Genomic DNA, 23,370 nt, shown 5'->3' on the forward strand with positions numbered 1-23,370 from the left:
AATTATCGTTTCATGCCTTTTGGGGTACTACGCTTTTCCACCCATTTTAATGCGAAGTCGAAAAATAAAGCTATAAATGCAACAGGGAGAGCCCCTGCAAGTACCAATGAATTATTGTAAGATTGCAGACCCCGGTAAATCACATCACCTAATCCACCTGCTCCCACGAATGTTCCGAGAGTGGCAATACCAACTGTCAAGACAGTCGCTGTACGGATACCAGCCATAATGAATGGTAAAGCAAGAGGGAGTTGGATGCGCCATAAAATATCACCTTTTGTCATACCCATTCCTGTACCCGCCTCAATTATGGAGGAGTCGATACCGGTAATGCCGGTATATGTATTCCGGACGATAGGTAACAAAGCATAAATTATCAGGGCGATCAGAGCGGTGTTCGCGCCAATACCAATCACTGGAACGAGAAATCCAAATAACGCCAAGCTAGGTATAGTTTGAAACACTGCAGTAACACCGATAATTGGTTCTGCTAAACGTTGATAACGTGCCACTATGATGCCTAGTGGAAGGGCTATCAAGAGACCAATGAAGAGTGCCACAAACGACAAATACATATGTTGTACAAATGAATCCCAAATAAGGTCACTACGGGATTGTACGGTTTCCCAAAATTCAATTACTGCCGTCATACACCCACCTCCTGATTAGTTGCGGTTTGAAGAAGGGCGAAATGATCGATAAAGCCAACGAGTTCATTGCCGTTAGCGACCATTAAATGACTGACTTGGTGCTTTTCAAATTGGAGGATAGCGTCCCGAACAGATGCCGTATTGCTAATGCGGAATGAGTTGATGGCAGGGTCAAGCTCTTTTTGATAAGTTAAGTCTAAGGCATGCAATGGAAGGTCGAGCCATGAGCGATTGCGCTGAAGGCGTTCTAAACCGATGAACTGTGTGACGAATTCATTAGCTGGTGCTTGAATAATTTCATTGGGAGTACCCATTTGCTCAATCTTACCATCTTTCATTAAAATAATATGGTCAGCTACTTTTAGCGCCTCATCCATATCGTGCGTGACAAAAACAATCGTCTTTTGAATCTTTTTGTGAAGCGAGATGAGTTCGTCTTGCAGCTGTTCGCGACTAATGGGATCCAAGGCACTAAACGGTTCATCCATCAAAAGAATGGATGGATCTGCCGCTAGAGCACGGACAAAGCCGATTCGTTGTTGCTGACCACCTGACAATTCAAGTGGATAGCGTTCTAGATAGGTGTCAGGCTCTAATCCAACAAGAGACATCAACTCACGAATGCGGGCATTAGTTTTGTCTTTCGGCCATTTTTTTAATTGCGGTACTAGGCTCGCATTTTTTTCAATGGTCATGTGTGGAAATAAACCGATACGCTGAATGACATATCCGATATCGCGTCGAAGTTCCACCTCAGGTATACTAGAGATAGGCTTGTTATGTATAGAAATGGTTCCTGATGAGGGTTTTTCCAATTGGTTGATACATTTCATCAACGTAGTTTTGCCACAGCCACTGGGACCAATGACTACAGTTAAACTACCTTCAGGTATAGTGACGGAAATCGAATCGAGGGCTTTTGTTCCATCAAGAAAAGTTTTTGATACGTCCTTCAACTCAATCATGTGCTAGCTCCTTTCAAAATCTAAATAGGGAAATAGTACTTTTATACCCGTTTTAGCTTCACTTTAAACGATAGTAGAGGAGATTTTTAAATGCGAAATTACGGACCGCGTCATGTGTTCATGGCACTTGCCATTTGTTTATTATTATTTTCACCAATAATCTGGTTAATCACACCTATTATTGTCACCGAAACCGCTTATTATGTTCGAAATGGATTATTTACATATGTCTATCCGGCCAGTTATCAAATCTATGGGGTGGCAGTAGCTGCACTCGTCGCGGCACCTCTTTTACTTTGGTTGGCTAACGTGAAAAAATGGACAGTCGTGACCGCTGTTTTGTTACTCGCTGCATCTGGCTATTGTTTTTACGGGGCCGCATTAGGGTATTTTCAAGTGACGGAAGAGGAAATTGTGTATCGTTCACCTTTCCAAACGGAGCTTCAGACGTATGAATGGACAGATGTAGAAGAAGTGATTTATCACACGCGTCCACCAGAAGCAGAGGACCCGTCTTGGTACACATTCCGCTTTACAGATGGACAATCGACAGAAATCAACGAAACTCGTCTAGTCACGCAAGCGCAAGGGAAATTAAATTCAATGATTCGTGGTCAACGCATTCCTCTTACTTACGATGAACTTGAAAACTAATCATGGAGGCGATTCAGTAAAATGAAAATCCTACAAAAGACAGAAGGTAAAATTTACTCGTTTTCACCAGAACATGATCCCATTTATAGAGCTAAGGACGGCGAAAGCCTTACTATTGAAACATTTGACTGCTTCACGGATCAAATTAAATCTGAAAAACAGCCTCTAGCTGACCTGGATTGGGATAAAATCAATCCAGCCACTGGTCCGATTTATGTCGAGGGAGCAGAGCCTGGAGACGCATTGAAGGTGACCATACTGGCTATCGAGACAGACGTTTTAGGCGTCATGATGGTAGGCCCGGGTCTAGGGACTCTTGGTGAACAAGTAGAAGATATGAAAGTAAAAGTCATGCATGTGCGTCACGGCAGGGTACTATTCAATCAACTCAGTCTACCTGTTCGAAAAATGATTGGCGTTATTGGTGTAGCACCAGCTGCTGGAGAAGTGAATTGTGGAACGCCTGGGCCACATGGTGGCAATATGGATAATAAAATGGTGGCTGAAGGGGCAACGCTGTATTTCCCGGTTCAAACGCCAGGAGCTTTGTTCGCGCTAGGCGATTTACATGCAGCAATGGGGGACGGCGAGGTATCTGTCTCAGGTGTTGAGGTAGCAGGCTCTGTAACGGTGAAACTGGAAGTCATTAAAGGCATGAGATTAGAACAACCAATCCTTGAGAATGGTCGTTACTTTACACAAATTGCTTCGGCAGAGACGCTTGATGAAGCAGCAAAGATTGCCACTGATTTATTGGTGAATCGAATAGCGACTTACACGAATCTAAAGTTTGAAGATGCCCTGATGCTGATGAGTGCAGTTGGAAATGTTGAAATCTGTCAAATGGTGGATCCGTTGATGACGGTGCGGGCAGTGTTCCCAAAATCCATTTTAGATCAGCTAGAAACGACTTTGTTGCCATAAATGCAAAGTCTTAAGAAATGTTAATAGAATGAAAGCTTAAATAATGATGTTGGAGACAAAATGTAGCAATAGACCACAATTAGTTAGGAAGTTGAGTGGAGTGTAGGGGCTGACTCCAGTGGGATCAAAAGTCGGAATGTGAGACCCCGCAGGAGCCTGCGACGAGGAGGCTCACAGCGCGCCCACGGAATGCAGCCCCGGAACGGAACTTAACATGCACAAACAAAATCAGCAAGTTCTCTGGAATTAACCTTAGAGAGCTTGCTGATTTTAAGTTTGTGCCAACTTCAATTGTGTTTACTTAATGACGATCGAGTACCAACCGCCTTCTTTGACGATTGGTTTCAAGCTAATAACTTTACGACCAATTGCAGCGGCCAATACTTCTACATCTTCAGCGGTTGGTAGACGGTGAAGATTGTCGTGGACGGATAGGAAGTTATTGAAGGCAGCCGAGAACTCTTGTCCATGTTCTGACAGATAAAGTGGCGTGATCAATGAAATACCACCGTCTTTATCGAGAAGACTTTCAATGTCTTTCATAAGCTCCATACGCTCTACAGGAGAGAAATAATGAAGAAGGTTGTGCATCATGATGCAGCTAAAAGTCTTGCCTTCGTTATCCCATTCACGTAGATCTTGTTGTTCAATGCGAACATTGCTTAAATCTTTCGTATTGCGCTTAGCATCTTCGACTACAGCTTTGTTTAAATCGATGCCAACAAATTCTTTATGTGGAAATTCTTCTGCTAGACGACGAATATACCCTGCGTTTCCGCATCCGATATCCAAGATCGTTTCGCAGCTAATCTCAGATACAACTTTCTTAACAGAGCGATAGCTGATTTGTTCAATAAATGAAGACGTAGTAGCGACAGCTGTCCCGTGTTCGTCTCCATCAAATGTTCTGCGTGGCGTTTCCCCTTTAAGTACAGGTGCATAATCCATTAGCGAGGGAATATGTAGTTCCATTAATTCAACAAGTAAATCTCCAATGGCTACATCGCTTGATTTTGAGAAATACTGCTTCATTTGTGTGCTTGGATAAATTTTTTCGCCTTTTTTCTTAAGGTGTCCCAGGATTAAACCGGTTTCTACCCAGTTCTCTAGAAGTTCACGATCTTTTACGCCGGCCCCAACAGTACCAGTATGTTGCAATTCATCAAAGAAATTCATGCGGTAACCAATATAGGCGTGCCATGTAGGTAAAAAACCTTCGTTTTGTTTCATCCATTTTCGAGCTTCCCAAACGCGTTTCCATTGTCTAACCATACCGTCCACTCCTCGCTTTATTAGAAAACGACCTAGGGATCTAGGTCGTTTCAGAAAGACAGAAGCAGACAGCGGTTTAGTTCTGTGCTTCTATCTCATTTGTTAAGTTTTCAAGTTCTTCAATAAGTTCACCAATATAGGCAATTGTGTCGCGAAGTGGTTTTTCTGTTGTAATATCTACACCAGCCATTTTAGCAAGTTCAGCAGGTTTCTTCGTGCCGCCTGCTTGTAGAACTTTTAACCACTCATCAACAGCAGGTTGACCTTCTTCTAAAATACGTTTTGAAACTTGAGTGGAAATTGTCAGTCCTGCACTATACGTATATGGATAAAGACCCATGTAATAGTGTGGTTGACGCATCCATGTCAGTTCAGCGCCTTCTGTCACATCGACAGCATCGCCCCAGAACTGTTCAAGAGTTTCACGTTTCAGTTTGTTTAATGTGCCTGCATTTACATTATTCCCTGAATCCACTAGTTCATAAACCTTTCTTTGGTAATCTGCTTCTAATAAATGTGTGACGAAATTGTGATAATACGTACGAGCTACGATTGATGAAATCACCCAGCGCTTAAACTGTGGATCGTTCGATGTACCTAGCAAGTGGTTGGCCATCAGCATCTCATTCATTGTAGAAGGAGCTTCAATGAAGTACAGTGATGGGCGAGAGTTAAACGTGTTTTGATGTTTATGCGCATTATAGAAATGACCTGCATGACCAAGTTCGTGTGCAAGTACAAAAACTTCGTTCATTTTGCTTGACCATGAAATCAAGATGTATGGATGATAGCCATAAGGACTTGAACAGAAAGCACCTGTTGATTTGCCTTTGTTATTAGCAAAATCAGTCCAGCGCTCATCGAACGAACGGTTCACCATATCGATGTAATCTTCGCCCATAATGCCAAGTGCATCTTGCATGTATTTACGAGATTCTTCAATTGTTACTTCTGGCTCGTAGCTTGGATCAAGTGAAATCTTTAAATCGGCAAATGTCATTTTATCTAAACCATGTGCACGTTGTAGAAGTTTTGCATACTTGCGCATATGTGGCGCTAATTCGTTCATGATTAAATCGATTTGACGGTCGTACAGGGTACGGTCCACTTCTTGATTGAACAATAAGTAATCAAATACGCTGTCATAGCCGCGAAGGTCTGCCATCGTTTTTTCACGTTGGATGTGCATATCGTAAGTTTTAGCAGTTGTGTGTTGATACTGACGAAGTTTTTCAGAAAACGCAGTAAAAGCAGCTCGACGAACTTCTGTGTTGTTCTCTGTTTCTAATTCATTTTCAAATGCTACATAACTCAATCCGTGCTGTTCACCATTTGCTTCAAAATCAGCAAAATTCATATCGACCATTTTTGTCGTATTGTAAAGTTCATAGGGCCCGTCAAAAACGGTAGACAGGGCAGCCAAAGTCTTTTCTACTTCTGGATGCAGTTGATGTGGTTTCGCACGAAGCAGTTCCTCTAAATAATGGCTATAATCGTCTGATTTATTCTTAGCTTCTGTAAGAGTATCTTCTGAAAGAACAAGAAGTTCACTTTCTAAGAACGCCATTTGGCTTCCAAGCTGTGCAGAGATAGAACCAAATTTGCTTGCACGCATCTGCGCCTCTACGTTCGTTTGATCCACACTTAAAGCAAGGCTTGCATATGTACCAATAGGAATAATTTTTTTGTAGATCGCTTCATAAGCAGCTACGGCATTGACGACGTCATCTGCTGAAGAAAGAGACCCTTTGTACGTACTTTCAAATTGTTTTACGCTTTCTTTAAGGTCAGAAATGGCAGCCTCGTAGTCAGCCTCAGTAGAAAATAAATGTGTCAGATCCCACGTTTGTTCAACAGGAACCTCTTTGCGGTTTGGTAAGCTCATAATTTCTCTCCTAACTATTACGGATTTCGAATCAATTACAAGTATACCGATTAATCAGAAAAATAGAAAGTGTCAGGCAAGGAAATTGCGTTCTGTTCCGGAATTTCTTACTGTAGAAAGAAAAGGAGGGGACCTCGATGAAGCAAGTTGTGATTGTTGGTTCGGGAATTGGTGGGTTAACTGCAGGAGCCTTATTGGCAAAAGAGGGACACCAAGTGACAGTTTTAGAAGCCATGACCGAGCTTGCCGGTTGTGCTGGTAAATACCAACGGCACCCGTATTTATTTGCGGCTGGAGCAACACTTGGAATGGCTTTAGAGCCTGGTGGTATTCATGACCGCATCTTTCGCCATCTAGACATTTCAATTCCAGCAGAGCGTCTTAATCCTGTTATGGACTTGCACCATTCAAAATTTACAATACCTTATTCACAAGACCGAGAGACTTTTGTCAACACACTAGCTAGCCAATTTCCTACATATAAACAAGAAATCAAAGCTTTTTATAACGAAGTATTTGATATAGCAAAGCGCACTCGTACCTTAATGGAGCCCTTACCCGTCATGCCGCCACAACAACTTCAAGATGTCTCAGCTATAGTAAAAGCTCTTCGGCCTCATCATGTAAAGCTTATGCCTATACTGCTTCAACCGTTAGAGTCCTTGTTACATAAGCATAAACTCGATACGCTCAAAGAGTTTCGACATGTACTAGACGGTATTTTGATTGACAGTATGCAGACTACTTCTCGGCATGCTTCCACATTGTTTTCCTGCATTGCTCTGGATATCTATCACCAAGGAGCTTTTTATGTGGAAGGTGGTTTGTATCGTTTTGGAGAAGCGCTCGCCTCTTCTGTCCGCTCAGCAGGCGGGGTCATCAAAAAACCTAGAACGGTCACGAAAATACGACGTAAGGGAGGTGGCTGGTTGGTGGAGGATCATAGAGGGAATCACTACGAGGCAGATGCTGTGGTGTTCAATGGAGATCCAAGACAATTAGCTAACTTGCTGGAATCGGACCAGTGGAAGCAACTGCCTAAAACGTTACGAGACATGCCGAAAAAGGAGACATGGGGGACGTATTCTCTGTACATCGCTATTGATTCGAAGAAGCTTCAAGAACCTTTACAGCCCTTCCAACAAATTTCTCACGGAACGAACGGAGAGATGGATGAAGGATGGCATTTCTTTGTATCAGCATCTAAACCAGAGGACCGCTTACGAGCACCAGAAGGGTATCAGACGATTACTATCTCCACGCATACAGACCTCATCCATTGGGATTCAAAAGAGAAGTATGATGCGTACAGAGAAGTCGTGAAGCAACGCATCCTACATGCAGTAGAAGGACAACACCCCGGTTTTCTAGCGGCAATTGAATTTATTGAGGACGGGGCACCAAGAGGGTGGGAAAATTATACGATGCGAACGAACGGATTTGTTGGCGGGTTTGCGCAAACACCTTGGCATGCCTTATTCGGAGCAACCTCTCACCGGTCTGGGCTGCCTGGACTGTATTTATGTGGCGATCACATTTTCCCAGGGGGTGGGACGATCGGAGTGACGACAAGTGGCTTACATGCTGCTCGTTCCATTGCCAAGAAGCCTTTTATTTAGTAGGTACCTGTGCACCGAAAAATTCAACACAATTTGCATAAATGGAGGCCCACCCCAGTAAAGCATGGGATGGGCCTGTATTTTTATGAAATTGTAGTTCATAATCTGAATAGTTTCGTGCACAGGTACCTAAAAGGGAAAAAAAGGGATTACGGACGTAAATTCATCCAACTTCCTACGTGGTGCACGGAAACACCAGCAAACGATGAATAGCCATTAAATGCAGTATTCACATCTACAAGAGCACGCTCCATCGCTTGTTCGCCTTCTTCATGAAAACTGATGAACGGATGCTCCTTGGACTCCATTGTTTCGACACCTACACGTACTTGTTTGCCATACTGTTGTCCCCATTGCATTTCTTTTGTTGAGATGTCAATAATGGCTTGAGAAGTATCCCGATAAGACATTAAAGCTACACCATCAGTTGAACGAATGGTCCATTCTGCAAGATTCCCTTTACCATAAGCGGGATTGTTGTAATTGATTTCATCAAACCAGAAAGGGATGTCTGCTTCAAATGGAAGCTTTTGAACTTTTGCATAAGCCGCAAGCTCAGTGATAACATTTTGGAAACCTCGAATTGTAGCTGCTCGTTTAGTGTCCCATTCCGCAAGACCATAGGGCTCGATGTCTACATGGATACCATCAAACTTAGCTGTAGCCGGTGCATTTGTTTGGTAATTGGCAAGCCAATTTTTAAATTTGTTTTTTGCCTTAGCTCCAGTCGAATTGCCCCAATTCGGAGCGCCATCGAGTGCATATACCTTTATGTTCAATTTATGAGCTCCAGTAAGAAAGGCATGATATTTAGCGCGTGGGATATCTGCATCAATTTGGACGAATACGATTGAAATTTGCTTCTGTTGCAAAAATGTCAAAGTAGATTGTGGAGAATCATAAAACATCCATGGATTCCATAACCATGTAGCTCGATCTGGCGTTTGCGCCATGGTGTGAGTGCCCCCCATAAGTAATAAGAATAACAACACACTACAAATAATTTTTTTCATTGTGATCCCCTCCAAAGATGAATTTCACCAATCATCCTTGAAGGATGTCGGCAACCTGACTACCGTACATACACAGTATGCTTAGGCTCATGGCTTTGCGTCCTTGTCTTTCGAACAAGTTTGCCTTTATCAACAGTTATAGTGTCAGTATAAAACAGAAAATTGAGATTGCTAGAGGTGGAACTTCATATTTTTTGAAGAATTACTGGATAAAATCACGAGCTTACTAGGGGGAAAGGTCGAATTCACACTAAAAAAACCTACGCAAATGCGTAGGTTCTGGGGATTTTGACTAAGGATTACTCAGAATCTTCCTCGTCGTCCGTGTCATCCACATTATCTTCAGCTTCGTCTACTTCTTGTTCTACTTCTTCACCTGCATCATTTACATCTTCTTCAACTTCTTGTTCTGTGCCATCGTCGATATTGTCTTGATCGACACCGTCTCCACAAGCTGCTAATAGACCTACTGATAAGAATGCTGCTGCTCCAACTTTAAACCATTTTTGACCTGCTGCTAATTTTTCCATTTGTAATTCCTCCTCAACAAATTAACTTCAATTTAATAAGTAAAGGCTACTGCCATAACTTGTACTTGATAGAAAAATACCCAGCCTAATCGCGAAACAAACCAACCTATAAAAAAATAGGGCAAAACACACATGAAATTCAAACAAGAGGTCTGACATCATACGATAAAATAGTGTATACTAAATAAGGTTTACTGATAAAAACACTAATCATACACATTTAGAAAGTAGGATATATATGACAAAACCAACAAAACAACAAGGTCTTCTGTTGTTTATATTAGGTATTATCTTTCTGTCACTGACTCTTCGATCGCCACTAACAGCAGTTGGACCAGTCACTGAATTCATTCAAAATAACTTAATGATGTCAACAACACTTGTGGGTCTATTAACCACTATTCCGTTACTTGCCTTTGCGGTAGTTTCTCCCTTTGCACCAAAGGTAGCTAGACAAATCGGTACGGAAGCAACGCTATTATGGTCAATTGTATTATTGATCGCAGGTATTGCACTGCGTTCAGGTGGCTCGATTACATTATTAATCTTTGGAACAGCCATCATTGGTGTGGCCATTGCTTTTGGTAATGTATTGCTACCTTCTATTATTAAAGACCGTTTTCCACTACATGTCGGACTGTTAACTGCTGTTTTTTCAGTAGTGATGAACTTGTCAGCTGCACTTGGAGCAGGTATTGCCTACCCAGTAGCCGCTGAAACATCATTTGGTTGGCAGGGTGCCTTAGGCATTTGGGCTTTTCTTGGAGTACTTGCGGTTGTCATCTGGCTTCCTCAGTTAAAGCATCGTAAAACAGAACCTGTAGATGCGGCAGCTGAAATCGTGGACAATCCATCGATCCTTAAATCGCCTGTTACATGGAGTGTAACTCTGATGATGGCACTTCAGTCTTTAATTTTCTATACGACAGCTGCATGGCTTCCTGCTATGTTGATTGAAAAGGGAATGAATCCAGATTCAGCGGGTTATATGTTGTCATTCATGCAGTTTGCACAATTACCAATGACCTTCATTGCCCCAATCCTAGCTTCCAAAATGGTGAATCAACGACCACTCGTCTGGTTCTTCAGTATTTTATATATTATTGGATTTACGGGACTTCTTCTAGATTCGCAAGGTGCTTTAATTGTACTTTGGATGATCTTGATTGGATTTGCAGGAGGTACGTCATTTGCGCTAACGATGATGATGTTCACTCTACGTACAAAAACTGGAATGGAAGCAGCAGAACTTTCGGGTGTTGCTCAGTCCATCGGTTATTTGCTTGCGGCGGCAGGCCCTGTATTATTCGCATTTGTGAATGAGTCTACTGGTAGCTGGTATGTACCAACTATCCTGTTTATTATCACATGTGTACTGTTACTAATTGTGGCTCTTCATGCAGCTGGTAATCGTTTTGTAAGAAATTAATCAAGTAAATAAAAACTCTGATTCGGATGAAAATCCAAATCAGAGTTTTTTTTAGTCACGATTATTCTTTTCAATATGCTCTTGAATCTCTTTGAATCGTTGAATTTCTTTCTTTGAGATAGGTATAGGTTCCTTCTTCAACAATTTGTACATCGCTACTATTAATAGAAGTAGAATAACGGTGAACGGAAGTGCCGAAATGAGAGACGCAGTTTGAAGGGCACCTAAGCCACCAGCGAATAACAAGATACCGGCTATTAGCGCCATTAATACACCCCACACGAGCTTGAGTGAAGTGGCAGGGTTCAAACTGCCCTTACTAGTCATACTTGCTAGAATAAACGTAGCAGAATCTGCTGACGTTACTAAGAACGTGAAAATCAACAGGATAGCAAGTAGTGAAGTAATGGTGCTGAACGGCAATTGATTAAACGTTTCAAACAGAGCCAGTGTTAGATCAGCATTTACTGCCTCGGCGATTCCTGCATTTTCATTTAGATCTTTGTATAGTGCAGTACCACCAAAAATAGCTATCCAAATCATGGCTATCGTTGGAGGAATAACCATAACCCCAGCAATGAACTCGCGAATAGTTCGTCCTCGAGATACACGCGCAACAAACGCACCTACAAAAGGAGACCAGGCAATTGCCCATGCCCAATAGAAGATTGTCCAGTCTTTAACCCAGACACCTTGCTGATAAGGTTGAAGGCGCAAGCTATATTGAACAAAATTACTGATATAATCACCAAGTGCCAACACAAACGTTTCTAAAATGAAAACAGTAGGACCTGTTACAAAAACAAAAAGGGAAAGAAGAATCGCAAGTGACAAATTCAAATTGCTTAAATATTTGATTCCCTTAGAGAGGCCTGTAGAAGCAGAGAACATGTAAGCTACAAACATGACGGCTATTAGGATAATCTGCACCCAAAAAGCGTTTGGTACATTAAATACTGCATTCAATCCACCATTCATTTGTAAAATACCTAAACCGATTGACGTAGCAAGTCCCATGACGGTAGCTACAACAGCTAGGACATCAATTGTTCCTTTTACAGCGGGTTTTGTTCCTGTAACGGGTTCTAATGCGGTAGACACAAGACCATTTTGTTTTTTACGGAATTGCAAGAAGCCAATTACTAATCCTACCATAGCAAAGACGGACCATTGACTGATACCCCAATGGAAGAATGAATAAGCCATTGCAAGACGTGCACCAGGTTCTGTCTGAGCTTCAGTGGTAGCAAATGGACTTGTAAAGTAGTGGCTCATTGGTTCGGCAACTCCCCAAAAGACAAGACCTGCTCCAAAACCAGCAGAAAATAGCATCCCAATCCACGTGAAGAAATTGAATTCTGGTCGTTCGTGCTCGCCACCTAATCGTATTTTTCCATATTTACTAAAAGCCAAGAAAATGAGAAAAGCGATAATGATAAAAACGGCTAATAAATAAAACCAACCAAAATTCACCGTTGTAAATCCAAATAAAGCACCTGCCACTTGTTCAAACTGTTCAGGTAAGATGGCCCCGATTACTACAAAAAAGCCGATGATACTCGCCGAGATAACAAATACTTTGTTTTTCCACATAGACGCACTCAATATACATCTCCTCCTCTTTCATTTTATTATGTCTTTATACCCATACCTGTCGCCAATAATGGTCAAACAAAAAAACACTAGCCGATTCGGCATAGTGTTTTTGATTGTGAGTAGTAGACAGTTGCAACCTTACCATAAACAAGTTTTTGATTCAAATGGACATTATCTTTTTTTATAAAAGCTTCTTAAGAAAACGATCCCAAAAATTGCAGAAGTACTAGCTAACCAGGCATGTTGGAAGAAAACACCCATGAAAAAGGCTATGAGTGAAATGGCCCCCATTACTGCATGGACGGCTCGATCCAAAAATACATGTTGAACGCGAACTTTTTCGATTGTAGTAACTTCCACTAGTTTTCGTAGACGAGCTGGTTCGTCTAATAGAGAATAGACTTTCTGAAGAGGAATAGCTCCTTTTTGCAACCAGGAAAGTAGACGATCCTGTTGGTCAGCTTGCTCATTACCGAGGGCTTTTTCACGCGTCCAAGTCAAAATACGCGGTTTTCCTAATTCAAGAAGATCCACATTTGGATCTAATGCATGAAGAACCCCCACAAATGTTGTTAAGGCACGACCGAAAAAGGCAAATTCGGCAGGTAGTTGTACAGGTTGGGTACGGACGATATGACGTATATCTGTAAGTAAACGCTCGACAACATAACTGTCCATCTTTGCAAGCTCATTAGTTTCATAGGCAAGAATCATGCGACGAATCGTATCGGCGAGTAGAGGTCGGTCTGCGTTAGGTAACAAGAAATTCAACTCTTCTAAAGCATCTAAGATTTGGTCGTCATTTTCAAACAGAACCCCTTGAATAGCTTTAGTTATAGAACGTGTCTGTGCGGGTGTAATCGACCCTACCATTCCAAAATCAAGAAGCACGATCGTACCATCTTCTTGAATCATCATGTTTCCTGCATGGGGGTCAGCATGAAATTCACCACTACGCAGCACTTGCTCCATGAACAATAAAAATAATCGTTCGGTTACTTCTGAAGGGTCGATATTGTGTTTTTCCATAAACGAAAGATTAGTGATACGAGTTCCTTCAATCCATTCCATTACTAGGACGCGTCGCGTGGAATAGTCCTCATAATAAATAGGGAAACAAATACCTACTAAATCATTAAACCGTTGATGGAACGATCGACCATGTCGAAGTTCCTGTAGAAAATCTAGTTCAGGAAGTAGTGTGCTTTCCATCTCTCGGTAAAGGAGATCAAAATCAATCTGTTTCGTGAATGTCGTGAAGCGTTTCGCTAACCAGATAACGACTCGCATTGCTTTAAAATCATAGCGAATAATTTGTTCGATGCCAGGGCGTTGGATTTTTATAGCTACATCTCGTCCATCGAGCAGAGTGGCTTTATAGACTTCACCGATAGAGGCAGATGCAATAGATTCATTGGAAATCGTCTTCACATATTGAGAAATGGGTCCATTCCATTCTTCTACTAAAACGTTCATCGCTAAATCTCGCTCTACTGCAGGCACTCGATCTGTCATTCCTTCGAGTTCTTCAATAAAGGCTTGGGGGAGGACGTCTGCTCGAGCTGATAAAAATTGCCCAACCTTGATCATTAACCCACCAAGATAAAGCGCGGTTTCCTTGTATTCTATTGCTTGTTTGACAATCAACCGTTCCCATTTTGCTTGAATAGTAGGGGTGAAGCGGCCACGGTATTTGCGTTGAAAGAAATACACTTGTAAAAAGAATTTGATAGACATCCAGACGATTCGATACATCCGGTACCAGGCTACATTTTTCACTCGACATCGCTCCTTGTAGCTCTCATTATAGAGGGCTTGAGACCAAGAGTCCAAGAACTCACATAAAAAACAGGCAGGCCGCAATGCGAGCCTGCCTGTGTGTATCTACTATTCTTTACGGTGATCTTCTGGTGAATCTGAGTAAGGGTGAAGATCATTTGTTTCTGGAAGGTTAAATCCAGTGTCATGAGGAACATCTTGTGCAAGAGTATCATCAGCATGTGCTGCTGAGCCGTGCATGAAGCGCTCTTCTTGTTGAGCTGCTTTCACATCATCTTTAGCATTTTGTTTTAATTCTTCTTTTTTCTGTTCGTAATTTTCTTTGTCTACTTCTGCATCGTCAATTGATTTCTCCATACGGTCTAAGTAACGAGAAGCGTGCTCGCGACCACCAAGTCCAAAGGCTAAACCAAAGGCTAATGCAACTCCACCTAAGATTAAGATGAACGCAGACTGGATAATGCCAGGTGCGATACCTAATTGGCTAAGCGCCATGAAGAAGGCAAATCCTAGAATCGCATATTTTGCTACTAAGCGTAAGAAGTGAGGAGACCCTGAAGAATCTTTCATCAGGCTACCTACTAATTTCTCTGCAAGATTAGCTAACCAGAACCCTACAGCAAGGATAACAAGAGCTGCTACTACCATAGGCAAGTATGCAAATACTGCGCTACCTAGAGAAACCATGAACTCCAAGTTAACCAGTTGCAGTGCTTCCATAACAAACAACAAGACGATTAACACTTGGGCTAGCGTACCAATAATAGAGGCTAGGTCAAAATTCTTTGCATTTGAAGAATTAAGGCCCATTTTAGTAGCTAAGTTGTTGATACCAAAACCATTCAATAGATTCACAACAAAATCTTTAACGAATTTGGCTACGTAAATACCAACGATGACCAGGATAATGGCAACGATGATTTGTGGGATCATACTCATAATATCATTCAACATTGCAATGGCAGGAGTAGAAATGCCTTCTAAATCAAGGATTTCAAGAGCAGTGATTGTGATTGGGATTAAAATCAATACAAATGCAATCAATCCTGCAATCTTAGAAAGGCTAGTGTTTGATGTTGTTGAAGTGTTTTTAAGATTTAACTTATCTGTAAAACGATCAACACCAACTGAGTGAAGGAACTTCTCCACCAAGTTACGTACTAACTTAGCGATGAAATAGCCAATCGCAAAGACGATAGCAGCTGATACTAACTTAGGAATAAAGTTAATGAAGCTAGAAAGCATATCTTCGAATGGACCACTTAGGCCATCAATACCTAGAGCGTTTAATACAGCTGGTAAGAACAATAAGAAAATCAAGTAGTAAGCAATATTTGCTAACGTATCTGTCCACTTAGTTTTCTGCTCACCAGAAGCAGTCATTCCTGTCTTTTGGCCAAATTTATCAAAGTCTACTTTATTGCCAAGTAACTGAATCCCTTTTTTTACCAGAGTAGCAAGCACCCAAGCAACTAATAGGATTAAACCAGCTTTTAGAATATTTAAGAACGCACTAGTTAAAGTGTCATACATGTTCGCGAAAGGTGCTGCGAATGTATCTAAGTTCATAATATTAAAGAAGAGTACGAATGCGAGTAATAATAAGATGAAGAATACAACTTTACTAATAACCTTTTCTACAGACCACTTTGACTTGGTGTTACCCAAGCGTTCGTTCACATTTAATCTGCGAAGACCTTTGTAAACCAATTTCTCCACAAACTTTGCAACGATAAAACCAATTAATAAGACCAGTAATGCAAGTAGTAGATCTGGTAAAAAAGAAAGCATGTCACGCACATAGTACTCATTGAACAATAAAATCTCCTCCTCATGTTTTGTTTATATATAGGTAAAGCTGCTTTGCCAAGCTATTAAACTATACCCATCAATGTTAGACGTAAACCATCTAAACCATAAGTATCAAATTTATGGAAAGATGTTTAACAACAAGCTTTATTGGAAAAACTGAGGATGTACCTGAAACGGAAACTAACAACTACTTAAAAGGGAGCTGGACAATTATGATGGACAACATTCAAAACAAAGTGCAAAACGAGATGGAAAATGTATCACCTGAAAAGAAAGATCGTATCCTACAAGACTTTGAGCAATTCAAATCTTATTTAGGCGACAAAGTAGCATTAGGAGAAAAAATGGGATTAGGTGAAGAGCAATTAGCAAAAACAGCTGAGGTTGTTGCAGGCTACCTTTCGAAAAAAGAACAACCACGTAATGCCGAGGAGAATCTTCTTCAAGAATTGTGGCGCTCTGGAGATAAAGAGCAGCAACATGCTTTAGCACACATGCTTGTAAACATGGTACGTAAATAAGGAGGGGAACTTCTATGAATCACGAGCCAAAGAAAGATCAAACGCAAGAGAAGCAAGATATCAAAGGTCGTATTATGGATAACCCAGAGGTCATGAAAACAGACCAAGAAAGTATCTATGATATGCATGATGATATGAAAACTGTTGATAGCATTCCAATGGAAGAATTGAATCAAAAAGTGAAAGACGAGAAAAATCATACTCATACCAAAGATTCGTCTTCTAGTGAAGAACGCTTTCCAGATTGATAAAAGAGCCTACCGAATAGCAATTCGGCAGGCTCTTTTTTCATTTATTTTGAGGATTTTTCAATGGCAGCTAGCGCTTGAAGCACAGAACCAAATGTATGGAAGTCAGAGAAATCAATATTACCCTGAACAATAGCCATTGTGATATTTGGGCGCATCCCCGTGAAATACAAATTGATACCCAGTAGTTGCAATACATTGTGTAACGTGAAAATGTGTTGAGCAATCTCTGAATCAATCGTTAAAATACCTGAGAAATCAATAATGAGATGATCGACTTCCATTTTAGGGATTTTCGGAATGACATAATTTAAAATGTAAGTCATACGATCGTAATCAACAATTCCAATTAAAGGAAGAATCGCCACTCCTTCTTGTACAGGGACAATAGGAGCGGACAACTCATTAATTAGTTTTTGACGCTCTTTTAACTTTTGAGACTGATGCTTTTCAAATGATTTAATGGATTTCACCATAGCAACATCTAACAAGTAGTTGAAGCGATTCATGATTCGCACAATCTGAGTAGAACCAACCTCTAGATCAAGTGCTACTTGTGAAATGTGTTTTGAATAAATAAGACGATTCTGAGCGAATGGTTCGATAGATTGAGAAAATTGCTCCATGTTTTGTGAGTTGTTTTCTCCTTGCTTATCAGCCCAGTCACTTAATTCTTGCGCAGCTTCTTCATCAGTTGAGGGGAACGAGCGGGCCATCATTCGCAAGAATTCAGTATTTTGTTTTCGAGCAAGTTTTAGTTGCTCCTCTGAAATTTCAAAGGTTACATTCTTCAAAGCGTCTTCGACAATCTTATCAATTAGCACTTCGGCATTTTCTTGTAAGTATTCGCTTACTCGCACAATCTGATCCATAGATGCCTCCTGTTATAGTAGGAAATCAATGGCAGATGCCAATGATTCTTCAGTAATGTCATAGTGTGATTGGTTCCATTTAGATAAACGGTGCATAACCAAAATGGCTTGTGGAGACTGGTGTTGCACATGCAGATCATCAGCTATTTCTAATGAAAGAGGACGATTTTCGATGACCTTCACATAATATACAGGATAGTTTGTTTGAAAACTCTGTACTTGTCGGTGTGCAAATGCAGATACTGGACAAGTGGTGCTGTGTTTAAAAAGGAAGAAAGGTTGATCTTGTGAATGCTCAAGCAATTCTTTCCATTGTTCGTGAGAGGTGATTTCAAGTAATTCAGCCATTTTCTTCATCCCTTCTGTTTACTGTCTTTTTTCAGTTTAACATAAATTGATTCAGGGAAAGATAGTTTTAAATGCATTCATGAAAGGAAGTTGACAAGATGAAAAAATCTTTCAAACTTACGGGAGCAACATTTGCTTTAGGAACTTTAGTTTTAGCAGGGTGCAATGAAACACAGGATAACACAGTGGAATCACAACCAGCTGAATCGTCACCAGTAGAAAATAGTGAACAAGTTACTCCAAATGATTATGGGTTTACTAGCTTTGATTTAAACATTGATACACCAGATGAAAATGACGTGATTGATATTGATTATGAAACTGGCCGTTCTGGAACGGAAATTGAGTACCGAAACAAAATGGAAGATTTTAATTTAGGTGGGGACGAGGCTGGCACCGAGTTAGATCCAATCTTTGCTCAATTTGAATTGACGCCAAGTACAACTAAGGAAGAAGCGATTGCATTAATTACAGAAGCTTTTGGAGTGAGTGACTATAAAGAATTTGAATTAGAAGTTGAATTCGAAGATGGTACGGAAGTGAATTGGGAAGATCGCAAATAAAAAAAGCCCAAGGGCTTTTTTTATTTGCCGAACAATCCATCTAAAATGCCTTTTCCAGGCTGTCCTTGATGACGCATTGATTCAGGTGTTTCTTGTCCAATCGTATTTGAATCATTTTTTTGACCACGAAGTGGTGTATTAGTAAAAGATTCAAACTGCTTAGATAGCTTGTCTCGTGATTCCTTATTTCGCATTAAATAAGCTGCGCCTAGACCTAATGCTGCTAAAAGTGCTTTATTGTTTTTTCCTGCCATTGTTTACTCTCTCCTTTAAATAAGTAATTTTTGTTATGCCTTCTAGTTTCCCTTGCTAAGTTAAGAGTAAACATCACAATTTGATGACAAAAATGACATTTTCAAGCAAAGGTTTAGTGTTTCTCAATCAGAGGAATAGCTAGTTAACACATAAATTCAAAATTACTAGAATTAGAGGAGGAAGTTAAAGATGGAAAATCATCGTAATGTAGAAGTAGCTTGGACACAGGAAGAGTTAAATCAAAAGATTGAGTCACTACGTTCACAGGGATATAATGAATCAGATATTCATGTCGTCACGAAAGATCCAGATCGTTTCCAAGTTCACGCGACAGAAACAAAAGTAGATACGCATGAAACAGGAACATTCTGGGATCGTTTTAAATCTTTCTTTACAGGAGAAGATGCTACGACTGAAAGCTTGAGTAAATTAAATCTTGAGCAACACGATCAAGAGCGTTACTCAGCAGATTTAACGAACGGTGGTGCTATTCTTTATGTAGAAGACCACTTGCGCTCAGACGAGTACAATACGTTCGGTGAAACGGGCAACTCATATGAGTCTTACTCTGGAGAAACAGCAGCTGGAACGGTTGGCACAGAATTCGTCAATAAACGTTTCACAGACAATGAACCAATTCTTGGCGAGCATACTCCTGAAGAAAATCGTCAATTATTTAAAAATGAAGCCCAAGCCTATTCAGAAGAAAGTGTTGTAGAAAATGACGCTTTTAACATCGAACCACGTATGACAGAAGAGCAAAAAACTGAGCATGCTAGTTTCGAACAGGCTACGCCACGTGCTGAGTCAACGGAATCAACGTTTGAAACAACAGAACCACGTTTCGAATCAACGGAATCAACGTTTGAAACGAATCAACCTAAAGGCTATGAAGAGAGTCAGGCTTATGGCGCTGAATCTCCTGGAGCAGACCCAAATCTTGGACCAGCAGCGTTTGGTAATTTAGAGCCTGCTAGCGAAGATGAAGGACGCGAGCCGTCAGCAATCGAAGACAACTTAGCCAATCACGAGCACGAAGAACGTGTAGAAGAACTGGAAAACCGTCGTTCTGAAAACAATATGCAAGATCGTAGTAAATATTAATAAATCAACAACCCGCTCATTTAGTTGAGTGGGTTTTTTTAGTGGACAAATAATACCTATTAGGGTATTTTGGTTAAGAGGTGAATAGAATGAAAAGATTGATTGCAGTAGTAAGTTTAATGAGTGTGTTTTTACTGGCTGCTTGTAGTGATGAGGCGATTTATGAAACCATTGAGATTAGTGAGGTTCAAACTCTTCAACAACAAGGGGAGTTAGTGGTCGATGTCCGAGAAGTGAGTGAATATGAGAGTGGTCATATACCAGGCGCAATGAATAAACCATTGTCTGAAATTCAGTCTGGTGATTTTACAAGCTTGGATCCGTCGCAAAACTATGTAATTGTTTGTCAAACAGGTAACCGTTCTCAGCAGGCTAGTGACTTATTAGTGAAAGAAGGATTTCAAGTTACTAATGTAAAGCAGGGAATGTCGAGTTGGACAGGTGACGTTGAATAAAGATATTATTCGAAATGGAGCTAAATATACACAAAAGAGATTAGAACAAAAATAAATCAGTAAGTTCTCTAGGAATTCTAAAGAATTTGCTGATTTTTCGTGTATATTGAGTTCCATTACGGGGCTGCGATCCGTGGGCGCGCTGTGAGCCTCCTCGTCGCAGGCTCCTGCGGGGTCTCACATTCCGACTTTTGATCCCACTGGAGTCAACCCCTACACTCCACTCAACCTTCTAACTAGTGAGTTCTTATTACTATATTTTGTCCCAGTCTCTACTCAGTTTTAAAAATCAAATACAATTTTCCCATCAACTAATTTCAAGTGGGCAGAAAAGGATTTCCCTTGCTTAGAGGTAAATCCTTTTAATTTTCCGGTATGCTTTTTAGTGCACAACGTTTCAATCACTGAAGAAGACAGTTTTTTACTGGCCACGCGCAGTGGGAACGTTTGTGAACATCCTTCTTTATAACGAGAACAACCGTAAAAACTTTTCTTCAAGACCATAGTTCCTTGTTTACAAGTAGGGCAACTAATCGCTCCAGTCGCTGCTTCTTCATCGGGTAAGGCAGCAAACTGTTTGGTTTCGAGATTGGCGGGCACGGTTTCAAGTGTTTGTTTGATAAAAGCCTCAATTTGAGTTAAAAATTGTGCTTCATTTCCTTCGCCACGGCCAATTTTTTGAAGGTAATTTTCCCATTTAGCGGTCATTGTGGGACTAGCAAGCAAAGTTCCTTCTACAGATTGACAGAGAATTTTTCCTTTTTCTGTTATCAGTACTTCATTTTTCGTCACTTCAATATACGCCTGTTTTTTTAATGTTTCAATAATCCCACTTCGCGTAGCTTCTGTCCCTAACCCTTCCACTTCTTTCAGTAGAGCGGCTTCTCCCTCATCCTCGACAAATTTACCGCAAGTTTTCATCACTTGAATCAGTTGTCCCTCGGTATAAAGTTTCGGGGGCTTAGTCACACCTTCTGCTATAGCTAGAGTGGAATTAACCTCTTGTCCTTGTTGGACGGCGGGCAACCACTCTTCTTTTTCTTTTTGAGGGAATAGCTGTTTCCAACCAAGATCTAATGGAACAGTTCCTTTAGTGAAAAATGAAAGATTGGAGACATTCGTTGTTATCGTTGTCTCTCTATAGATATAGGCAGTATGAAACATACCCAGGGTTGTGCGAACGATTTCTTCATAAATGTTTTTCTCGAGTCCATTTAAACTACCTTCTTTAGGAATCTTGCGAGTGGGAACAATGGCATAATGCTCTTGTACCTTGGTTGCATCGACAAATCGTTTAGAAGGTGCCGTCTGCAAAGGGAATGAACAATTAATAAAGTTCTGCAAGTCCTGGGCAATTTCTTTAATATAGTGAAATTCGGAAGGTGTAATGTGACGTGTATCAGTACGGGGGTACGTGATCACTTTTTTTTCATACAGATTTTGAGCAGCTTTTAACACAGCGGAAGGACTGGCTTTCCACTTCTTATTAGCCGTCAGCTGCAGACTTGAGAGAGAGTGAAGTGCTGGAGGTAGTATTCGCTTCTCTTTCTCCGTAACTTCTCCCACCGTGCCAGGTGTTGTAAGGTTCTCTGATAAACCATTTTCTTGAAGAAGTTGTTCAACGGTCGTCCGCTCTTTCTCTTTCACCTTAGCTTTTCCTTTGTACGTGGCAGTGCCCGTATCAAATAAACCTTCGAGTTCGAAGAAGACTTCTGGTTTGAAGTTTTCTATTTCAAGTGCCCGTTGGTAAATGAGAAATAGGGTGGGGGATTGGACACGCCCAATGGAAAATACAGTCTTTACGCCTTTTTTCTTGAGTAAAATCGTATAAATCCGTGAGGCGTTCATCCCCACAAGCCAGTCGCTTTTTTGACGTGTACGTGCTTCTTCAAAAAGTCTCAGATCTCGGTCATTAGTTTGGAGTGTTGAAAAACCCTTCCTGACCTCAGAAGTTTCAAGAGAATTGATCCATAGACGTTTAACCGTTTTTGAGCGAATTCCTGACAACGTCAAAATAGAATAAAAAATATTAGAGCCTTCACGATCGATGTCACAGGCATTGATTAGAAAAGTAGCATCTTTCATTAACTTTCTAACAATACTATATTGTTCATATTTTCCACGAGCTACTTTGTACTCGAATGTCTCAGGAAGAATAGGAAGGGAGTTCAATGTCCAACGTGTCCATTTGGAATCGTATTCTTTAGGTTCGCGCAATTCAACTAAGTGGCCGATCGCCCAAGTTAAATAAGCACCTTGTGGGAATATAGGATCCGGTAAAATTTCATAATAGCCTTTTTGCTTTTTGGATTTAAACGCATCAGAATAGGCTTTTGCTTGGCTTGGTTTTTCTGCCACAATCACTGGTTTCATGTAGAGGTATCCTTTCGAAGAGAAATTAGTAGGGGATAGGGGGAACGTATGTTCATAAGTATAAGGTGTTTAGAAGCAGATAGCAAAAGAAAACTGCCTACGATAAGGTAGGCAGTTTCACAGTCGGGCAAAAGCCCCTTTATTTATTTACGATGAGAACCAGTTTCCCTTGATCTAGCTCTTCTTCTGCGGCTTCCGCTTCTGCTTCAGTTAATCCTGCAGCATGCATGTCGCTACGAAGCTGGTCTCCTCGTTTACTAAACGCATTTTTCATAGATTCAAAAAATCCTTTTTCGCTGACTCCGACTTTTTCAGTATCGAGAACGTCTGAGATATGACCTTCACGGTTTTTCGAGTGTGCAAACAGATAGATATCATCTCTTGAATATCCTTGTGCTTCTAGTTCTTCAACCTTTTGCTTTGCTTGTACTGAGTTTTCTACAGTATATTTCATAGCCATTTGTGAATCCCTCCAAGTTTTTATCTGTCATCTATTTCTATTT

23 protein-coding genes and 1 riboswitch are annotated in these 23,370 nt (G+C 40.8%); of the genes, 9 read left to right on the plus strand and 14 right to left on the minus strand.

Features of this window, described 5'->3' with window-relative positions:
- Positions 1-2: 2 nt before the first annotated feature.
- Both MKY84_RS03890 and MKY84_RS03895 read right to left on the minus strand, forming a co-directional pair.
- Positions 3-650, minus strand: coding sequence for an ABC transporter permease (locus tag MKY84_RS03890; protein ID WP_342527874.1), 648 nt, complete (start codon positions 648-650; stop codon positions 3-5).
- Positions 647-1,615: an ABC transporter ATP-binding protein gene (locus MKY84_RS03895; protein ID WP_342527875.1), complete on the minus strand. Its 969-nt coding sequence runs from the start codon at positions 1,613-1,615 to the stop codon at positions 647-649. Before MKY84_RS03895 ends, MKY84_RS03890 begins: the two co-directional genes overlap by 4 nt.
- 90 nt (positions 1,616-1,705) lie before the next feature.
- Between MKY84_RS03895 and MKY84_RS03900 the strand changes: the two genes are divergently transcribed.
- Positions 1,706-2,269, plus strand: coding sequence for a hypothetical protein (locus tag MKY84_RS03900; RefSeq protein WP_342527877.1), 564 nt, complete (start codon positions 1,706-1,708; stop codon positions 2,267-2,269).
- Positions 2,270-2,290: 21 nt separating this feature from the next.
- Positions 2,291-3,193 carry an acetamidase/formamidase family protein gene (locus MKY84_RS03905; protein WP_342527879.1) on the plus strand — a complete coding sequence of 301 codons (903 nt, stop codon included), beginning with the start codon at positions 2,291-2,293 and terminating at the stop codon, positions 3,191-3,193.
- A gap of 297 nt (positions 3,194-3,490) precedes the next feature.
- Here MKY84_RS03905 and MKY84_RS03910 read toward each other — a convergent pair whose 3' ends face one another.
- Positions 3,491-4,465: a class I SAM-dependent methyltransferase gene (locus MKY84_RS03910; protein WP_342527881.1), complete on the minus strand. Its 975-nt coding sequence runs from the start codon at positions 4,463-4,465 to the stop codon at positions 3,491-3,493.
- A gap of 76 nt (positions 4,466-4,541) precedes the next feature.
- Positions 4,542-6,350 (minus strand): oligoendopeptidase F, encoded by a 1,809-nt coding sequence (pepF, locus tag MKY84_RS03915; protein WP_342527883.1) that lies wholly within the window; start codon positions 6,348-6,350, stop codon positions 4,542-4,544.
- Between the two features lie 137 nt (positions 6,351-6,487).
- Between pepF and MKY84_RS03920 the strand changes: the two genes are divergently transcribed.
- Positions 6,488-7,969: an FAD-dependent oxidoreductase gene (locus MKY84_RS03920; protein WP_342527884.1), complete on the plus strand. Its 1,482-nt coding sequence runs from the start codon at positions 6,488-6,490 to the stop codon at positions 7,967-7,969.
- A 149-nt stretch (positions 7,970-8,118) separates the two neighbouring features.
- On the opposite strand, the gene MKY84_RS03925 is transcribed toward MKY84_RS03920, so the two are convergent.
- Both MKY84_RS03925 and MKY84_RS03930 read right to left on the minus strand, forming a co-directional pair.
- The gene (locus tag MKY84_RS03925) at positions 8,119-8,982 is read right to left on the minus strand and encodes an amidase (RefSeq protein WP_342527885.1); all 864 of its coding nucleotides are present in this window, start codon (positions 8,980-8,982) and stop codon (positions 8,119-8,121) included.
- 46 nt (positions 8,983-9,028) lie between these two features.
- A riboswitch (cyclic di-GMP riboswitch) is annotated at positions 9,029-9,117 on the minus strand.
- A 164-nt stretch (positions 9,118-9,281) separates the two neighbouring features.
- Positions 9,282-9,512 (minus strand): hypothetical protein, encoded by a 231-nt coding sequence (locus tag MKY84_RS03930; protein ID WP_342527886.1) that lies wholly within the window; start codon positions 9,510-9,512, stop codon positions 9,282-9,284.
- Between the two features lie 238 nt (positions 9,513-9,750).
- Here MKY84_RS03930 and MKY84_RS03935 point away from each other — a divergent pair, with 238 nt between their 5' ends.
- Positions 9,751-10,941 carry an MFS transporter gene (locus tag MKY84_RS03935; protein ID WP_342527887.1) on the plus strand — a complete coding sequence of 397 codons (1,191 nt, stop codon included), beginning with the start codon at positions 9,751-9,753 and terminating at the stop codon, positions 10,939-10,941.
- Between the two features lie 51 nt (positions 10,942-10,992).
- Here MKY84_RS03935 and MKY84_RS03940 read toward each other — a convergent pair whose 3' ends face one another.
- From MKY84_RS03940 to MKY84_RS03950, 3 genes are all read right to left on the minus strand, one after another.
- The gene (locus MKY84_RS03940; RefSeq protein WP_342527888.1) at positions 10,993-12,534 is read right to left on the minus strand and encodes a BCCT family transporter; all 1,542 of its coding nucleotides are present in this window, start codon (positions 12,532-12,534) and stop codon (positions 10,993-10,995) included.
- A gap of 174 nt (positions 12,535-12,708) precedes the next feature.
- Positions 12,709-14,316 carry an AarF/UbiB family protein gene (locus tag MKY84_RS03945; RefSeq protein WP_342527889.1) on the minus strand — a complete coding sequence of 536 codons (1,608 nt, stop codon included), beginning with the start codon at positions 14,314-14,316 and terminating at the stop codon, positions 12,709-12,711.
- Between the two features lie 108 nt (positions 14,317-14,424).
- Positions 14,425-16,134: a mechanosensitive ion channel gene (locus tag MKY84_RS03950; protein ID WP_342527890.1), complete on the minus strand. Its 1,710-nt coding sequence runs from the start codon at positions 16,132-16,134 to the stop codon at positions 14,425-14,427.
- A gap of 209 nt (positions 16,135-16,343) precedes the next feature.
- Here MKY84_RS03950 and MKY84_RS03955 point away from each other — a divergent pair, with 209 nt between their 5' ends.
- Together MKY84_RS03955 and MKY84_RS03960 are read left to right on the plus strand one after the other, a co-directional pair.
- Positions 16,344-16,649: a DUF3243 domain-containing protein gene (locus MKY84_RS03955; RefSeq protein WP_342528848.1), complete on the plus strand. Its 306-nt coding sequence runs from the start codon at positions 16,344-16,346 to the stop codon at positions 16,647-16,649.
- A gap of 14 nt (positions 16,650-16,663) precedes the next feature.
- Positions 16,664-16,897 carry a hypothetical protein gene (locus MKY84_RS03960; RefSeq protein ID WP_342527891.1) on the plus strand — a complete coding sequence of 78 codons (234 nt, stop codon included), beginning with the start codon at positions 16,664-16,666 and terminating at the stop codon, positions 16,895-16,897.
- Between the two features lie 44 nt (positions 16,898-16,941).
- On the opposite strand, the gene MKY84_RS03965 is transcribed toward MKY84_RS03960, so the two are convergent.
- On the minus strand, positions 16,942-17,769 hold the full coding sequence (locus MKY84_RS03965; protein ID WP_342527892.1) for an STAS domain-containing protein: 828 nt from the start codon (positions 17,767-17,769) through the stop codon (positions 16,942-16,944).
- A 12-nt stretch (positions 17,770-17,781) separates the two neighbouring features.
- Entirely contained in the window at positions 17,782-18,117 is a 336-nt protein-coding gene (ytxJ, locus tag MKY84_RS03970; RefSeq protein WP_342527894.1) for a bacillithiol system redox-active protein YtxJ, read from the minus strand.
- A 98-nt stretch (positions 18,118-18,215) separates the two neighbouring features.
- Between ytxJ and MKY84_RS03975 the strand changes: the two genes are divergently transcribed.
- Positions 18,216-18,680: a YusW family protein gene (locus MKY84_RS03975; RefSeq protein WP_342527895.1), complete on the plus strand. Its 465-nt coding sequence runs from the start codon at positions 18,216-18,218 to the stop codon at positions 18,678-18,680.
- A 20-nt stretch (positions 18,681-18,700) separates the two neighbouring features.
- On the opposite strand, the gene MKY84_RS03980 is transcribed toward MKY84_RS03975, so the two are convergent.
- On the minus strand, positions 18,701-18,934 hold the full coding sequence (locus MKY84_RS03980; RefSeq protein ID WP_342527896.1) for a hypothetical protein: 234 nt from the start codon (positions 18,932-18,934) through the stop codon (positions 18,701-18,703).
- Between the two features lie 190 nt (positions 18,935-19,124).
- Here MKY84_RS03980 and MKY84_RS03985 point away from each other — a divergent pair, with 190 nt between their 5' ends.
- On the plus strand, positions 19,125-20,039 hold the full coding sequence (locus tag MKY84_RS03985; protein ID WP_342527898.1) for a general stress protein: 915 nt from the start codon (positions 19,125-19,127) through the stop codon (positions 20,037-20,039).
- An 89-nt stretch (positions 20,040-20,128) separates the two neighbouring features.
- A complete protein-coding gene (locus MKY84_RS03990; protein ID WP_342527900.1) occupies positions 20,129-20,494 on the plus strand; it encodes a rhodanese-like domain-containing protein in 366 nt (121 codons plus the stop codon).
- Positions 20,495-20,776: 282 nt separating this feature from the next.
- Here the strand turns inward: MKY84_RS03990 and MKY84_RS03995 are convergent, their stop codons facing one another.
- Entirely contained in the window at positions 20,777-22,867 is a 2,091-nt protein-coding gene (locus MKY84_RS03995; protein ID WP_342527902.1) for a DNA topoisomerase 3, read from the minus strand.
- A gap of 139 nt (positions 22,868-23,006) precedes the next feature.
- On the minus strand, positions 23,007-23,327 hold the full coding sequence (locus MKY84_RS04000) for a general stress protein (protein ID WP_342527904.1): 321 nt from the start codon (positions 23,325-23,327) through the stop codon (positions 23,007-23,009).
- Positions 23,328-23,370: the final 43 nt, after the last annotated feature.

Source organism: Chryseomicrobium sp. FSL W7-1435 (assembly GCF_038595005.1).
Lineage (GTDB): Bacteria > Bacillota > Bacilli > Bacillales_A > Planococcaceae > Chryseomicrobium.

Excerpts from the sequence above, each read along its gene's own strand:
- MKY84_RS03890 (WP_342527874.1), bottom strand. The coding sequence starts at position 650 with ATGACGGCAGTAATTGAATTTTGGGAAACCGTACAATCCCGTAGTGAC.
- MKY84_RS03895 (WP_342527875.1), bottom strand. The coding sequence starts at position 1,615 with ATGATTGAGTTGAAGGACGTATCAAAAACTTTTCTTGATGGAACAAAA.
- MKY84_RS03900 (WP_342527877.1), top strand. The coding sequence starts at position 1,706 with ATGCGAAATTACGGACCGCGTCATGTGTTCATGGCACTTGCCATTTGT.
- MKY84_RS03905 (WP_342527879.1), top strand. The coding sequence starts at position 2,291 with ATGAAAATCCTACAAAAGACAGAAGGTAAAATTTACTCGTTTTCACCA.
- MKY84_RS03910 (WP_342527881.1), bottom strand. The coding sequence starts at position 4,465 with ATGGTTAGACAATGGAAACGCGTTTGGGAAGCTCGAAAATGGATGAAA.
- pepF (WP_342527883.1), bottom strand. The coding sequence starts at position 6,350 with ATGAGCTTACCAAACCGCAAAGAGGTTCCTGTTGAACAAACGTGGGAT.
- MKY84_RS03920 (WP_342527884.1), top strand. The coding sequence starts at position 6,488 with ATGAAGCAAGTTGTGATTGTTGGTTCGGGAATTGGTGGGTTAACTGCA.
- MKY84_RS03925 (WP_342527885.1), bottom strand. The coding sequence starts at position 8,982 with ATGAAAAAAATTATTTGTAGTGTGTTGTTATTCTTATTACTTATGGGG.
- MKY84_RS03930 (WP_342527886.1), bottom strand. The coding sequence starts at position 9,512 with ATGGAAAAATTAGCAGCAGGTCAAAAATGGTTTAAAGTTGGAGCAGCA.
- MKY84_RS03935 (WP_342527887.1), top strand. The coding sequence starts at position 9,751 with ATGACAAAACCAACAAAACAACAAGGTCTTCTGTTGTTTATATTAGGT.
- MKY84_RS03940 (WP_342527888.1), bottom strand. The coding sequence starts at position 12,534 with ATGTGGAAAAACAAAGTATTTGTTATCTCGGCGAGTATCATCGGCTTT.
- MKY84_RS03955 (WP_342528848.1), top strand. The coding sequence starts at position 16,344 with ATGGACAACATTCAAAACAAAGTGCAAAACGAGATGGAAAATGTATCA.
- MKY84_RS03960 (WP_342527891.1), top strand. The coding sequence starts at position 16,664 with ATGAATCACGAGCCAAAGAAAGATCAAACGCAAGAGAAGCAAGATATC.
- MKY84_RS03965 (WP_342527892.1), bottom strand. The coding sequence starts at position 17,769 with ATGGATCAGATTGTGCGAGTAAGCGAATACTTACAAGAAAATGCCGAA.
- ytxJ (WP_342527894.1), bottom strand. The coding sequence starts at position 18,117 with ATGGCTGAATTACTTGAAATCACCTCTCACGAACAATGGAAAGAATTG.
- MKY84_RS03975 (WP_342527895.1), top strand. The coding sequence starts at position 18,216 with ATGAAAAAATCTTTCAAACTTACGGGAGCAACATTTGCTTTAGGAACT.
- MKY84_RS03980 (WP_342527896.1), bottom strand. The coding sequence starts at position 18,934 with ATGGCAGGAAAAAACAATAAAGCACTTTTAGCAGCATTAGGTCTAGGC.
- MKY84_RS03985 (WP_342527898.1), top strand. The coding sequence starts at position 19,125 with ATGGAAAATCATCGTAATGTAGAAGTAGCTTGGACACAGGAAGAGTTA.
- MKY84_RS03990 (WP_342527900.1), top strand. The coding sequence starts at position 20,129 with ATGAAAAGATTGATTGCAGTAGTAAGTTTAATGAGTGTGTTTTTACTG.
- MKY84_RS03995 (WP_342527902.1), bottom strand. The coding sequence starts at position 22,867 with ATGAAACCAGTGATTGTGGCAGAAAAACCAAGCCAAGCAAAAGCCTAT.
- MKY84_RS04000 (WP_342527904.1), bottom strand. The coding sequence starts at position 23,327 with ATGGCTATGAAATATACTGTAGAAAACTCAGTACAAGCAAAGCAAAAG.